Below are 13,372 nucleotides of genomic sequence, written 5' to 3' on the forward strand. Positions count from 1 at the left end.
GGATGCCGCCATGACCCGCCCGACCCTGCAGACGATCCGAGGCCGCGTGGTCGATGCCGTGCCGCTGAGCCCGCTGGAGGTGCTCGACGACGAGCACCGCCAGATGGTCGTGATGCTGGCCCGGCTGGACCGCCTGGTCGACCCGGCGCTGGGCCTGCCCGAACCCGAGATCCGCGCGCTGGCGCACGAGGTCCACACCTTCTTCAGCGAGCACGCCCGCCAGCACCACGCGCTGGAGGAACTGCACGTCTTCCCCGGCCTGCTCAACAGTGCCGACGAGCGCCTGCGCAGCCAGATCGAGCGCTTGGTGCAGGACCACGGCTGGCTGGAGCAGAACTGGCTGGAGCTGGCGCCGAACGTGTCGGCCATCGCCGAGGGCATGGTCGGCGCCGACATGGACCTGCTGCGCGAGGCGGTCACGCTGTTCAACGCGCTCTACCACGACCACATCCGGGTCGAGGAGACGCTGGCCTACCCCGAGGCACGCCGGCGCGAGGCCGAGCTGGCCGCCGCCGCGGCGGCACGCCTGCAGGCCGGCTGAGGCGGTCCGACCTCAGACCTCCAGAGCGGTCGTCTTCTTGACCGTGCGCAGCACCAGCATCGAGTTGGACCGCACCACGCCAGGCAGCTGCGCCAGCACCTCGGCGTGGATGCGCTCGAGGTCCGCCGCGTCCTGGTAGGTGTAGCGGATCAGGTAGTCGTTGCTGCCGGCGACGTAGTAGCAGTCGAGGATGGCCGGCTCCTGCCGCACCGCCTCCTCGAAGCGCTTGAGCGTCTCCATCGAGGTGCGCTCGACGTTGACGATCGTGAACGAGGTGCCCGACTGGCCCACCGCGCGCGGGTCGAGCAGCGCCACCACCTGCGCGATCACGCCGCTGTCCTCCAGCCGCCGGACCCGCCGCAGGCAGGCCGACGGCGACAGGTGGACCCGCTCGGCCAGCTCCACATTGGTCAGCCGGGCGTCGCGCTGCAATTGACGAAGAATGGCGCGATCGGTGGGGTCGAGTTGCACGCTGGAGCTCATCAGCGGCATCTTATTGCGTCAACGCAGCCTCGAACGCACGTTCGTGCGCTCGGCGCGGGACACCCCGGTCGCACAACGCAACCCGCTTGCGGCGGCTCTTGCCTAGACTGGCCCAAGCCGCACCAGGCCGGTCCGCAAGGGGTGGACCGGGCCGGCGCACGGAGCCACCGATGACCCAGCACCCGCACACCGACGTCCCGGCGATGGACGCCTACTGGATGCCCTTCACCGCCAACCGGCAGTTCAAGAAGAACCCCCGGCTGCTGGCGCGCGCCGAAGGCATGCACTACTGGACGGCGGACGGCCGTCAGATCCTCGACGGCGTGGCCGGCCTGTGGTGCGTCAACGCCGGCCACGGCCGGCCGCGCATCGTCCGGGCGATCCAGGAACAGGCCGCCGAGATGGACTACGCGCCGCCCTTCCAGATGGGCCACCCGAAGGCCTTCGAGCTGGCCGAGCGGGTCGCGGCGCTGGCCCCGGCCGGGCTGAACCGGGTCTTCTTCACCAACTCCGGCTCCGAGGCGGTCGAGACCGCGCTGAAGATCGCGCTGGCCTACCACCGCTCGCGCGGCGAAGCCTCGCGGACCCGGCTGATCGGCCGCGAGCGCGGCTACCACGGCGTCAACTTCGGCGGCATCTCGGTCGGCGGCATGGTCGCCAACCGCAAGATGTTCGGCAGCCTGCTGTCCGGCGTCGACCACATCCGCCACACCCACGACCCGGCCCGCAACGCCTACAGCCGCGGCCAGCCGCCGCACGGCGTCGAGCTGGCCGACGACATCGAGCGCCTGGTCGCGCTGCATGACGCGTCGACCATCGCGGCGGTGATCGTCGAGCCGGTCGCCGGCTCCACCGGCGTGCTGATCCCGCCGATCGGCTACCTTCAGCGCCTGCGCGAGCTGTGCGACAAGCACGGCATCCTGCTGATCTTCGACGAGGTCATCACCGGCTTCGGCCGCACCGGCTCGCCCTTCGCGGCCCAGACCTTCGGCGTCACGCCGGACCTGATGACGCTGGCCAAGGGCATCACCAACGGCTGCGTGCCGATGGGCGCGGTGCTCGCCAGCCAGAAGATCCACGACACCTTCATGGGTGGCCCGGAACACCTGATCGAGCTGTTCCACGGCTACACCTATTCGGCCCACCCGCTGGCCTGCGCGGCCGGCCTGGCAACCCTGGACACCTATGCCGAGGAAGGCCTGCTGTCGCGCGCCGCCACGCTGCAGGAGACCTTCGCCGACGCGCTGCACACGCTGCGCGAGGCGCCCCACGTGATCGACATCCGCAACATCGGCCTGGTCGGCGGCATCGAGCTGGCGCCGCGTCCGGGCGAGCCCGGCAAGCGCGCCTTCGAGGTCTTCCTGGACTGCTACGAACGCGGCCTGCTGATCCGCACCACCGGCGACACGATCGCGCTGTCGCCGCCGCTGATCATCGAGCCGGCGCACATCGGCCAGATCGTCGAGACGCTCGGCGCGGCGCTGCGTCGGGTGGCCTGAGGCCGGGGCCGCGAGACGGCGCGCACGGGGCTTGCAAACGGAGCCTGCAAACAGGATCCGCATGGGCCGACTCCTCAGCATCGACCGCCACCTCGCCCGCGACTCGTACTACGCGGCCACCGCCGTGCGCGACCACCATTGGCCGGCGCTGGACGGCGAACTGCGCTGCGACGTGGCGGTGGTCGGCGGCGGGCTGGCCGGCCTGTCGGCCGCACTCGAACTGGCCGAACGCGGCCACCAGGTCGCGTTGCTGGAAGCCCGCCAGGTCGGCTGGGGCGCCTCGGGCCGCAACGGCGGCCAGGCCATCCACGGGCTGGCCTGCGACCAGGGCGTGATCGAGCGCCAGCTGGGCCTCGACGCGGCCCGCCAGGTCTGGGCGCTGTCGCTCGAAGCGGTCGCGCGCATCCGCGAGACGAGCCGCCGCCACGCCATCGATTGCGACTGGCGCGACGGCTACCTGGGCGTGGCCACCAGCGCGCGCAAGGCCGACGCGCTGAAGGCCTGGGCCGAGCGCATGGCCGATGCCTACGGACATCGCTTCGACTGGCTGGGCCCGGACCGGCTCGGCGACTTCATCCGCAGCCCGCGCTTCCACAGTGGCCTGCACGATCCGGCATCCGGCCATCTGCATCCCCTGAAGTACGCGCTGGGCATCGCCCGTGCCGCCGCACTGGCGGGCGTGCGCATCTTCGAGCACACGCCGGTGACGCGACTCGAACGCGGCAGCCCGGCGACGCTGCACAGCGCGCACGGCCGCGTCGTCGCCGACCAGGTGCTGCTGGCCGGCAACGTCTACCAGCAGGGCCTGGCGCCCGAACTGGAGCCGCGGATCATGCCGGTGGGCACCTACATCGTCTGCACCGCGCCGCTGCCGCAGGCGCAGCTCGACGCGCTGCTGCCGCGCGGCACGGCGGTCTGCGACAGCAACTTCGTGCTTGACTACTTCCGGCCGACCGCCGACCGCCGCATCCTCTACGGCGGCCGGGTCAGCTACAGCATGGTCACGCCGCCGCGGCTGGCCGAGGCCATGCATGCGCGCATGGTGCGCACCTTTCCGGCGCTCGCACCGGTGCGCATCGCCCATGCATGGGGCGGCTTCGTCGACATCACGATGAACCGCGCGCCCGACTTCGGCCGGCTCGCGCCGGTGGCCGGCCAGGCCGGCGCCAACGTCTACTACCTGCAAGGCTTCTCGGGCCACGGCCTCGCGCTGACCGGCCTGGCCGGCCAGATGGTGGCGCAGGCGATCAGCGGCGACGCCTCGCGCTTCGACCTGTTCGCGCGCCTGAAGCACCGACCCTTCCCGGGCGGCGCGCTGCTGCGCATGCCCTCGCTGGTGCTGGCGATGGCGTGGTACCGGCTGATGGACCTGCTGTGATCGGCACGACGCGCGCGCCGATCGCACCCATCGATCGCCGCAAGGCGCCTCGGGACAAGCCCGCAGGCTGGCCCGCAAGGCCTCTGGCACACTCGATGCAACGGTCTGCACGAGCCGTCCGATCCATCGTCAGCAAGCCCATTGCCATCGGCTCAACAAGCCGGTCGCAGCAAGCCCAATGAGCCCCATTCCAGCGCCTCGCGCGCAACCTGCATCCCGCCAGCCCATCGTGCTGGTCCCGGCCTGCAACCGCATGATCGGTGCGCATCCCTTCCATGTCGCCGGGCAGAAGTACGTCGATGCGGTCAGGCTGGCCGGCGCCCTGCCGCTGGTCGTGCCCAGCGCCACGCCGGACCAGCTCGATGCGCTGCTCGACCTGGCCGACGGCGTGCTGCTGACCGGCTCGCCGTCCAACGTCCACCCCAGCCACTTCGGCGAGGCGGTGCACGACACCCGCCTGCCCCTGGACCCGCTGCGCGACGACTGGACCCTGCCGCTGATCCCCAAGGTGCTGGCGCGCGGCATGCCGTTGTTCGCCATCTGCCGTGGCTTCCAGGAGGTCAACGTGGCCCTGGGTGGCAGCCTGCACCAGGCCGTGCAGGAGGTTCCCGGGCAGCATGACCACCGCGCGCCGCCGGACGCGCCGGTCGACGTGCAGTACGGCCCGTCGCACCGCGTGCGCGTGACCGCAGGCGGGCTGCTCGAACGCCTGCTCGCCGATGTCGCCGTGGGGGGCGACATCACCGTCAACAGCGTGCACGGTCAGGGCGTCAAGCGCCTGGCCGATGGCCTGCGCGTCGAGGCCCGCGCACCGGACGGCCTGGTCGAAGCCTTCACCCGCGACGCGGGCGCGGGCACGGGCTTCCTGCTCGGCGTGCAGTGGCACCCCGAATGGCAGGCCGCCGACAACCCCGTCTCGATCCCCTTGCTGCAGGCCTTCGGTGCAGCCTGCCAGGACTACCGCGACCTGCATCGCCCACCGAACCGTTGACCTGTCCGCCTGGACGGGTGTCGGCGTCGCAGCCTCGGCGCATCGGCCTTCGCGGGCCGTGCAGCAAATGCGACGCGCAACGGGAAACTTCATGGTCACGAGAGACAACTTCACCTTCAGCGAACTCGAGAACTGGCTCAACGAGCGTCGCGTCACCGAGATCGAATGCCTGGTGCCGGACCTCACCGGCGTGGCGCGCGGCAAGATCCTGCCGCGCGAGAAATTCACCGAGGACCGCGGCATGCGGCTGCCCGAGGCGGTCGTCGCGATGGGCGTCACCGGCGAGTTCCCCGAGGAGGGGCCGTACTACGACGTCATCAACCCCACCGACCGCGACATGCACCTGCGGCCCGATCCGCGCACCGTGCGCATCGTGCCGTGGGCGACCGACCCGACCGCGCAGGTCATCCACGACTGCTACGACAAGGAAGGCCGCATCGTGCCCTTCGCGCCACGCTCGGTGCTGCGGCGGGTCTGCGAGCTGTTCGATGCCGAGGGCTGGAACCCGGTGGTCGCGCCGGAGCTGGAGTTCTACCTGGTCGCGCGCAACACCGATCCGGACATCCCGCTCAAGCCGCCCAAGGGCCGCAGCGGCCGGGCCGAGACCTCGCGCCAGGCCTACTCGATCGACGCGGTCAACGAGTTCGATCCGCTGTTCGAGGACGTCTACTCCTACTGCGAGCAGATGGAGCTCAATGTCGACACGCTGATCCACGAGGTCGGCGCCGGCCAGATGGAGATCAACTTCTTCCACGACCACCCACTCGGGCTTGCGGACGAGGTGTTCTTCTTCAAGCGCACCGTGCGCGAGGCCGCGATGCGGCACGACATGTTCGCGACCTTCATGGCCAAGCCGATCGCCGGCGAGCCGGGCAGCGCGATGCACGTGCACCAGTCCATCGTCGACCGCGCCACCGGCCGCAACCTCTTCAGCAACGAGGACGGCAGCCCGAGCCGCGAGTTCTACTGGTACATCGGCGGCCTGCAGAAGTACATCCCGTCGGCGATGGCGCTGTTCGCGCCCTACGTCAACAGCTACCGCCGGCTGTCGCGCTTCACGGCCGCGCCGATCAACATCCAGTGGGGCACCGACAACCGCACCGTGGGCATCCGCTCGCCGGTGGCCGGCCCGGCGGCACGGCGGATCGAGAACCGCGTCATCGGCGCGGATGCCAACCCCTACGTCGCGCTGGCCGCCACGCTGGCCTGCGGCTACCTGGGCATCAAGAACCGCATCGAGCCGACGCCCGAATGCAAGGGCGACGCCTACCTGGGCGACTTCCAGCTGCCGCGCAGCCTGGGCGAGGCGCTGGAACTGCTGCGCCACGAGAAGGACCTGGCCGACGTGCTGGGCGCCGAGTTCGTCACCGTCTACACCGAGGTCAAGGAGATCGAGTTCGCCGAGTTCATGAAGGTCATCTCGCCGTGGGAGCGCGAGCACCTGCTGCTCCACGTCTGAGCCTGACCGCATCGCACGAACCCGGAGAACCCCGATGAACACGAGCAACACGAACGACACGAGCGCGGCGGCAGCCATCCGGCGCAGCACCGCCGAATGGCAGGCCGCCGACGCGGCGCACTTCCTGCATCCCTTCACCGACTTCCAGGCGCTGGCCCGCAAGGGCTCGCGCGTCATCACGAAGGCCGACAACCTCTACCTGTGGGACAGCGAGGGCCACAAGCTGTTCGACGCCATGAGCGGCCTGTGGTGCGTCAACGTCGGCTACGGCCAGCAGGCCCTGGTCGACGCGGCGGCCCGGCAGATGAAGGAACTGCCCTTCTACAACGCCTTCTTCCAGACCACCACGCCGCCGGCGGTCGAGCTGGCCGAGCTGCTGGCCGAGGTGGCGCCGCCGGGCTTCCAGCATGTCTTCTTCTCGGGCTCCGGCTCGGAGGGCAACGACACCGTCGTGCGCATGGTGCGGCGCTACTGGGAGCTGCAGGGCCAGCCCGGCCGCGACGTCATCATCAGCCGCTGGAACGCCTATCACGGCTCGACCATGGCCGGCGCCTCGCTGGGCGGCATGAAGTACATGCACGCGCAGGGCGGCCTGCCGATCCCCGGCATCACGCACATCGACCAGCCCTACTGGATCGAGCATGGCCGGGGCATGGACCGGGCCGAGTTCGGCAAGCTCGCGGCGAGCTGGCTGGAACAGAAGATCCTGGCGGTCGGACCGGATCGCGTCGCCGCCTTCATCGGCGAGCCCATCCAGGGCGCCGGTGGCGTGATCGTGCCGCCCGAGACCTACTGGCCCGAGATCCAGCGCATCTGCGACCGCTACGGCATCCTGCTGGTCAGCGACGAGGTCATCTGCGGCTTCGGCCGCACCGGCAACTGGTTCGGCTGCGAGACGGTCGGCAGCCGGCCGGACCTGATCACCTTCGCCAAGGGCGTCACCAGCGGCTATGTGCCGCTCGGCGGCGTGCTGGTCGGCTCGCGCGTGGCCAAGGCCCTGATCGAGCAAGGCGGCGAGTTCGAGCACGGCTACACCTACTCGGGCCATCCGGTGGCCTGCGCGGTGGCGCTGGCCAACATCCGGCTGATCCGGGAACTGCGCCTGGTCGAGCATGTGCGCGACGACGTCGGGCCCTACCTGGCCTCGAAGTTCGAGGCCCTGCGCGAGCACCCGCTGATCGGCGACACCCAGACCTGCGGCCTGATGGGCGCGATGCTGCTGGCGCGCGCCAGGACCAGCGCGGCCGGCGGCCCCGAGCTGTTCGATCCGGCGCTCGAGGTCGGCATGCTCTGCCGCGGCCACTGCTTTGCGAACGGGCTGGTGATGCGCGCGGTCGGCGACCGCATGATCATCGCGCCGCCGCTGGTGATCACGCGGGCCCAGGTCGACGAACTGATGGGCCTGATCCACCGTTGCCTGGACCTGACCCTGGCCGACCTGCGGGGTCGCGGCCTGATGTCCTGATGTCCTGGTGACCTGTTGACCTGATACCCCCTTGAGCTGAACGTGTCCCGGGTGCGCGCCCCGCGCCTCACCCGGCTGGTGCCGAACTTGCATCCCGTGTGACGTGCCGCAGCCGGCCAGGGCCGCAGCGGCACCCATCGTTGCCTGTCGTCGATCCACAAGAACCAGGAGCCGCTCCCATGAACTTGCCACGCCACGTCCCTACACGGACCCGCCGCTGGGCGCTCGCCGCGCTGACGGCCTGCACCCTCGGCCCGGCCATCGTCCAGGCCCAGGAAGAGGAGAAGGTCCTCAACATCTACAACTGGTCGGACTACATCGCCGAGGACACGATCCGGAACTTCGAGAAGGAGACCGGCATCCGTGTGCGCTACGACAACTTCGACAACAACGAGATCCTTCACGCCAAGCTGGTGGCCGGCAAGACGGGCTACGACATCGTCGTGCCGTCCTCGAACTGGGCCAAGCTGCAGATCGACGCAGGCCTGATCCGCAAGCTCGACAAGGCGCAGCTCCCCAACCTGAAGAACCTCGACCCGGCGGTGCAGGCCCAGCTCGCGACCATGGACCCGGGCAACGAGCACATGGTCAACTGGCTCTGGGGCTACACCACCGTCGGCATCAACGTCGACAAGGTCAAGGCCGCGCTGGGTGGCCTGCCCATGCCCGAGAACGCCTGGGACCTGGTCTTCAAGCCCGAGTACATCAGCAAGCTCAAGAGCTGCGGCGTGTCCTTCCTCGACTCGGCCACCGAGGTCGTGCCGGCGGCCCTGCACTACCTGGGCAAGCCGTCCTTCAGCAAGACGCCGGGCGACTACGCGCAGGCTGCCACGCTGCTCAAGAGCGTGCGCCCCTACGTGACGCTGTTCAGCTCGTCGGGCTACATCAACGACATGGCCGCCGGCGGCATCTGCGTCGCGCTGGGCTGGTCGGGCGACATCAACATCGCGCGCCAGCGCGCCATCGACGGCAAGACCGGCCAGAACCTGCAGGCCCTGATCCCGTCGACCGGCGGGCTGCTGTTCTTTGACTCGATGATCATTCCCAACGACGCGACCCATCCCGGCAACGCGCACAAGTTCATCAACTACGTGCTGCGCCCCGAGGTGCATGCGGCGATCACCAACAAGGTCTTCTACGCCAACCCGAACAAGGAATCGATCAGGTTCGTCAAGCCCGAGGTCGCGACCAACCCGACCGTCTTCCTGGCCCCTGCCGACATGGCGAAGATGAAGCCGCCCGGTGCGCTGAACAACGACCTGCGCCGCCTGATGACCCGCACCTACACCGGCTTCAAGACCGGACTCTGACCACGGGAGACCGAGATGACCCGACAAGCACGACACACCCTCGCCCCCGCTGCGCTGACCGCCCTGGCCGGGGCCGCGCTGCTGGCCCTGTCGCTGCCCGCCAGCGCCCAGTCCAACGACGAGCTGCTGCGCGAGCTGCGCGCGCTCAAGGACCGCGTCAACCAGCTCGAACAGCAGCTGCAGGCTGGCAAGCCCGCCGCCGCCGCACCGGGCCAGTGGGGCATGACGCCCGAGCAGACCCAGGAGCTCAATCGCGTCACCACCAAGGCAGAGGCCCTGGAGGACAGCCGCGACGCGATGGGCTTCAAGGGCCTGAAGATCTCCGGCTACATGGACCCGGCCTTCGTCGCCAGCCGCCGCCAGAACACGGCCGGCTTCCAGTTCCTCAACGGCGTCGGCGACGACGGCTACGCCTACGACAACTCCACCTTCGGCAGCGTCGCGCTGGACCTCCTCAAGGAGACCGACAGCGGCACGAAGTACCACCTGACGCTGGTCCCCAACCGCGGCACCGAGTCGATCATGAACGGCGCGAACCGCATCGTCCAGGAAGCCTCGGTGCAGGTGCCACTGGGCGATCCGGCCACGCTGCTGATCGCCGGCCATGTGCCGGACTGGTCGGGCTATGAGTACACCCAGCCGACGCTGAACAAGCTGATCACGCACAACCTGCTGTTCGACCTGACGCTGCCGACCGCCTACACCGGCGTGGGCACCCAGGTCACCAGCGGCAAGTGGATCACCAAGGCCATGCTGGCCAACATGAACACCTCCAAGCGTTCGGCCGGCAACAAGATGCCGGTGATCGCCTACCGCGCCGACTACGCGGCGACCGAGTACTTCGGCTTCGGCTTCGCGGGCGTGCATGGCAAGGCGGCGAACTTCAGCGAGAACGTGACCACCAGCGACGGCTTCCAGCTCAACCCGACGACCGGCCTGTCCGAGCCCAACAGCGTGGTCGTGTCGCAGCCCGACTCGCGCGTCGACCTGTTCGAGATCGACGCCTACTTCACCCGCGGCGACTGGAACTTCAACGGCCAGTTCTCGGTCGGCCGCCAGGCCGCCGCCTCGGTGACGGCCGCAGCGGACGGCAGCCTGCGCGCGGCGCAGTGGTGGGGCCTGTCGGGTCTGGCGTCCTACAAGTTCACGCAGCGCATCGAAGGCATCGTCCGGGCCGACTACATCAACAACAAGAAGAACGGCGGCGGCCTGCTGGGCTACGCGACCAACGACGGCCGCAACGGCATCGGCAACGACGGCGTCGACACCGAGACCGGCGCCAACCGCTACGCGCTGACGGTCGGCCTGAACTACGCGATCGATCCGACCGTCGTGTTCAAGACCGAGCTGCGCCACGACGCGGCCAGCCGGGCCGTGTTCGAGGACGTCCGGACCGGCACGCTGGTGAAGAACAACCAGCTCTTCGCGACCTCGCTGGTCGTGAGCTTCTGAGCATGAGCAGCGCCACCCCCCACAGCGCCAAGCCGGACTGGCATGCCCGCGCCCGCGCGCTCACGATCGACGGGCGGGCCTGGATCGACGGCCAGCGGGTCGATGCCGCCTCGGGCGCGACCTTCGACAAGCACTCGCCGGTCGACGGTCGCCGGCTCGCGGCGGTGGCGCGTGGCGAGGCGGAGGACGTCGACCGCGCGGTCCGCTCCGCGCGGTCCGCGTTCGAGGACGGCCGCTGGTCGCGCAAGGCCCCGGCGGCGCGCAAGCGCATCCTGCTGCGCTGGTCCGAGCTCATCACCGCCGCACGCGACGAGCTGGCGCTGCTCGAGACGCTCGACATGGGCAAGCCGATCCAGTACGCGCTGGGCGTGGACGTGGCCGCCACCGCCCGCACCATCGCCTGGTACGGCGAGGCGATCGACAAGGTCTACGACGAGATCGCGCCGACCGGCTCGAACGCGCTGGCCCTGATCACCCGCGAGGCGATGGGCGTGATCGGCTGCATCGTGCCCTGGAACTACCCGATGATCATGGCCGCCTGGAAGCTCGGGCCGGCCCTGGCCACCGGCAACTCGGTGGTCATGAAGCCCAGCGAACGCTCGCCGCTGACCGCGCTGAAGCTGGCCGAGCTGGCGGTGCAGGCCGGCATCCCGCCGGGCGTCTTCAACGTCGTGCCGGGCTATGGCCACGAGGCCGGCGAGGCGCTGGCGCTGCACATGGACGTCGACGCGATCGGCTTCACCGGCTCGACCCGCACCGGCCGGCGCATGCTGGACTACGCCTCGCGCTCCAACCTCAAGCGGGTCTGGAACGAGCTGGGCGGCAAGTCGGCCTTCCTCGTCTTCCCCGACCACCAGGACCCGGCGCTGGCCGCGCGCACCGTTGCCGGCGCGATGTACTTCAACCAGGGCGAGTCCTGCAACGCGCCCTCGCGGGTGCTGGTGCACGCGTCCATCGCCGACGACTTCGTCGCCGTGCTGCGCGAGGAAGCGCCGAAGTACCGTCCGGGCGACCCGCTCGATGCCTCGACCGTGATGGGCGCGCTGGTCGACGAGGCCCAGCTGCGCACCGTGATGGGCTACATCGAGTCCGGCCGGGCCGAAGGCGCGCGCTGCATCGTCGGCGGCGAGCAGGCCCGCACCGGCAGCGGCGGCCCCTACGTCGAGCCGACGCTGTTCGACGGCGTCACGCCACAGATGAAGATCGCCCGCGAGGAGATCTTCGGCCCGGTGCTGTCGGTGCTGCGTTTCCAGGACGAGGCCGAGGCGGTCGCGCTGGCCAACGGCACCGACTACGGCCTGCAGGCCAGCGTTTGGAGCCACGACATCAACCGGGCGCACCGCGTGGCACGTGCCTTGCGAGCCGGCACCGTGCACGTCAACCAGTACGACGAGGACGACATCACGGTGCCCTTCGGCGGCTACCGGCAGAGCGGCAACGGCCGTGACAAGTCGCTGCATGCGCTGGAGAAATACACCGAGCTGAAGACCACCTGGCTGCGCATCGACCGCTGAGCGCCACCCCGTCGGAGACGTGAAAACCTTGCACCATAATCCGCGCCGCAACGCGCGCCGGTCACACCGCTCCGTGGGGTGGAACCGGCCGACGACGCAGCGCCTGGAAGACCTGACCCTTTACCCCTCACCCGTGCAGGAGCCCTGATGAACACGAAGACCACTCGCCCCACGTCGTTGCTCAAGACCCTCGTGGCCACCCTCGCGGTCGCCGCTTCCTTCGGCGCCCAGGCGCAGGAAGAGAAGGTCCTGAACATCTACAACTGGGCCGACTACATCGCCGAAGACACGATCAAGAACTTCGAGAAGGAAACCGGCATCAAGGTCCGCTACGACAACTTCGACAGCAACGAGGCGCTGCACGCCAAGCTGGTCGCGGGCAAGTCGGGCTATGACATCGTGGTGCCCGGTTCGCACTTCGCCAAGCAGCAGATCGAGGCCGGCCTGCTGATGAAGCTCGACAAGAGCAAGCTGACGAACTACAAGAATCTCGACCCCGCCATCCAGGCCCAGCTGGCCAAGATGGACCCGGGCAACGAGCACATCGTCGACTGGCTGTGGGGCTACACCACCGTGGGCATCAACGCCGAGCGCGTGAAGAAGGCGCTGGGCGACATGCCGATGCCCGAGAACGCCTGGGACCTGGTCTTCAATCCCGACTACGCCAAGAAGCTCAAGGGCTGCGGCGTGTCCTTCCTCGACACCGCCTCCGAGATCCTCCCGCTGGCGCTGAAGTACGTCGGCAAGGAGCCGCACAGCAAGAACGCGGACGACTACAAGGCCGCCGCCGAGATGCTCAAGGCCGTGCGCCCCTACGTGACGCGCTTTGCCGGTTCGGGCTCCGACTACATCGACCAGATGGCCACCGGCAAGCTGTGCGCCGTGGTGGGCTGGTCGGGCGACATCCTGATCGCCAAGGACAAGTCGGCCAAGGCCAAGAAGCCGCAGAAGCTGGAGGTGCTGCTGCCCAAGACCGGCGGCCTGCTGTTCTTCGACACGATGGCCATCCCCAAGGACGCCAAGCATCCGGACAACGCGCACAAGTTCATCGACTACATCCTGCGCGCCGAGGTGCATGCGTCGCTGACGAACTCGGTCTTCTACGCGAACCCGAACAAGGCCTCGCTGAAGTTCGTCGAGCCGGCGATCGCCAACGATCCGGCGGTGTTCCCGAGCGAAGCGGCCATGGCCACGATGATCCCGCCCGGCGCGCCGGACAACGCGACGCGCAAGCTGATCACCCGCACCTTCACCAACTTCAAGGCCGGTCGCTGAACCGA

At 69.3% G+C, this 13,372-nt stretch carries 11 protein-coding genes; 10 read left to right on the forward strand and 1 reads right to left on the reverse strand.

The window, feature by feature from the left end; translation table 11 throughout:
* Positions 1–10 precede the first annotated feature (10 nt).
* Positions 11–541 carry a hemerythrin domain-containing protein gene (locus tag Q8X39_RS08625; protein WP_305749233.1) on the forward strand — a complete coding sequence of 177 codons (531 nt, stop codon included), beginning with the start codon at positions 11–13 and terminating at the stop codon, positions 539–541.
* 12 nt (positions 542–553) lie between these two features.
* Here the strand turns inward: Q8X39_RS08625 and Q8X39_RS08630 are convergent, their stop codons facing one another.
* Positions 554–1,012: an Lrp/AsnC family transcriptional regulator gene (locus Q8X39_RS08630; RefSeq protein WP_407067984.1), complete on the reverse strand. Its 459-nt coding sequence runs from the start codon at positions 1,010–1,012 to the stop codon at positions 554–556.
* Between the two features lie 182 nt (positions 1,013–1,194).
* On the opposite strand from Q8X39_RS08630, the gene aptA reads away from it, so the two are divergent.
* From aptA to Q8X39_RS08675, 9 genes are all read left to right on the forward strand, one after another.
* Complete coding sequence (gene aptA / locus Q8X39_RS08635) at positions 1,195–2,523, forward strand: omega-aminotransferase AptA (protein ID WP_305749235.1); 1,329 nt, start codon at positions 1,195–1,197, stop codon at positions 2,521–2,523.
* Positions 2,524–2,584: 61 nt separating this feature from the next.
* Positions 2,585–3,901, forward strand: a complete 1,317-nt coding sequence (locus Q8X39_RS08640; RefSeq protein ID WP_305749236.1) for an NAD(P)/FAD-dependent oxidoreductase — start codon at positions 2,585–2,587, stop codon at positions 3,899–3,901.
* A gap of 178 nt (positions 3,902–4,079) precedes the next feature.
* Positions 4,080–4,892 carry a gamma-glutamyl-gamma-aminobutyrate hydrolase family protein gene (locus tag Q8X39_RS08645; protein WP_305749237.1) on the forward strand — a complete coding sequence of 271 codons (813 nt, stop codon included), beginning with the start codon at positions 4,080–4,082 and terminating at the stop codon, positions 4,890–4,892.
* Positions 4,893–4,983: 91 nt separating this feature from the next.
* On the forward strand, positions 4,984–6,351 hold the full coding sequence (locus tag Q8X39_RS08650) for a glutamine synthetase family protein (protein ID WP_305749238.1): 1,368 nt from the start codon (positions 4,984–4,986) through the stop codon (positions 6,349–6,351).
* A gap of 34 nt (positions 6,352–6,385) precedes the next feature.
* Positions 6,386–7,816 (forward strand): aspartate aminotransferase family protein, encoded by a 1,431-nt coding sequence (locus tag Q8X39_RS08655; protein WP_305749239.1) that lies wholly within the window; start codon positions 6,386–6,388, stop codon positions 7,814–7,816.
* 179 nt (positions 7,817–7,995) lie between these two features.
* Complete coding sequence (locus Q8X39_RS08660) at positions 7,996–9,126, forward strand: polyamine ABC transporter substrate-binding protein (protein ID WP_305749240.1); 1,131 nt, start codon at positions 7,996–7,998, stop codon at positions 9,124–9,126.
* A 15-nt stretch (positions 9,127–9,141) separates the two neighbouring features.
* Positions 9,142–10,578 carry a DUF3138 family protein gene (locus Q8X39_RS08665; protein ID WP_305749241.1) on the forward strand — a complete coding sequence of 479 codons (1,437 nt, stop codon included), beginning with the start codon at positions 9,142–9,144 and terminating at the stop codon, positions 10,576–10,578.
* 2 nt (positions 10,579–10,580) lie between these two features.
* On the forward strand, positions 10,581–12,092 hold the full coding sequence (locus tag Q8X39_RS08670; protein WP_305749242.1) for an aldehyde dehydrogenase: 1,512 nt from the start codon (positions 10,581–10,583) through the stop codon (positions 12,090–12,092).
* Positions 12,093–12,239: 147 nt separating this feature from the next.
* Positions 12,240–13,367 (forward strand): polyamine ABC transporter substrate-binding protein, encoded by a 1,128-nt coding sequence (locus Q8X39_RS08675; protein WP_305749243.1) that lies wholly within the window; start codon positions 12,240–12,242, stop codon positions 13,365–13,367.
* Positions 13,368–13,372 lie beyond the last annotated feature (5 nt).

The sequence above is a fragment of the Leptothrix discophora genome, assembly GCF_030705305.1.
In the GTDB taxonomy this organism is placed as follows: domain Bacteria; phylum Pseudomonadota; class Gammaproteobacteria; order Burkholderiales; family Burkholderiaceae_C; genus Sphaerotilus; species Sphaerotilus discophorus.

Excerpts from the sequence above, each read along its gene's own strand:
- Q8X39_RS08670 (WP_305749242.1), top strand. The coding sequence starts at position 10,581 with ATGAGCAGCGCCACCCCCCACAGCGCCAAGCCGGACTGGCATGCCCGC.
- Q8X39_RS08640 (WP_305749236.1), top strand. The coding sequence starts at position 2,585 with ATGGGCCGACTCCTCAGCATCGACCGCCACCTCGCCCGCGACTCGTAC.
- Q8X39_RS08660 (WP_305749240.1), top strand. The coding sequence starts at position 7,996 with ATGAACTTGCCACGCCACGTCCCTACACGGACCCGCCGCTGGGCGCTC.
- Q8X39_RS08675 (WP_305749243.1), top strand. The coding sequence starts at position 12,240 with ATGAACACGAAGACCACTCGCCCCACGTCGTTGCTCAAGACCCTCGTG.
- Q8X39_RS08645 (WP_305749237.1), top strand. The coding sequence starts at position 4,080 with ATGAGCCCCATTCCAGCGCCTCGCGCGCAACCTGCATCCCGCCAGCCC.
- Q8X39_RS08650 (WP_305749238.1), top strand. The coding sequence starts at position 4,984 with ATGGTCACGAGAGACAACTTCACCTTCAGCGAACTCGAGAACTGGCTC.
- aptA (WP_305749235.1), top strand. The coding sequence starts at position 1,195 with ATGACCCAGCACCCGCACACCGACGTCCCGGCGATGGACGCCTACTGG.
- Q8X39_RS08655 (WP_305749239.1), top strand. The coding sequence starts at position 6,386 with ATGAACACGAGCAACACGAACGACACGAGCGCGGCGGCAGCCATCCGG.
- Q8X39_RS08665 (WP_305749241.1), top strand. The coding sequence starts at position 9,142 with ATGACCCGACAAGCACGACACACCCTCGCCCCCGCTGCGCTGACCGCC.
- Q8X39_RS08625 (WP_305749233.1), top strand. The coding sequence starts at position 11 with ATGACCCGCCCGACCCTGCAGACGATCCGAGGCCGCGTGGTCGATGCC.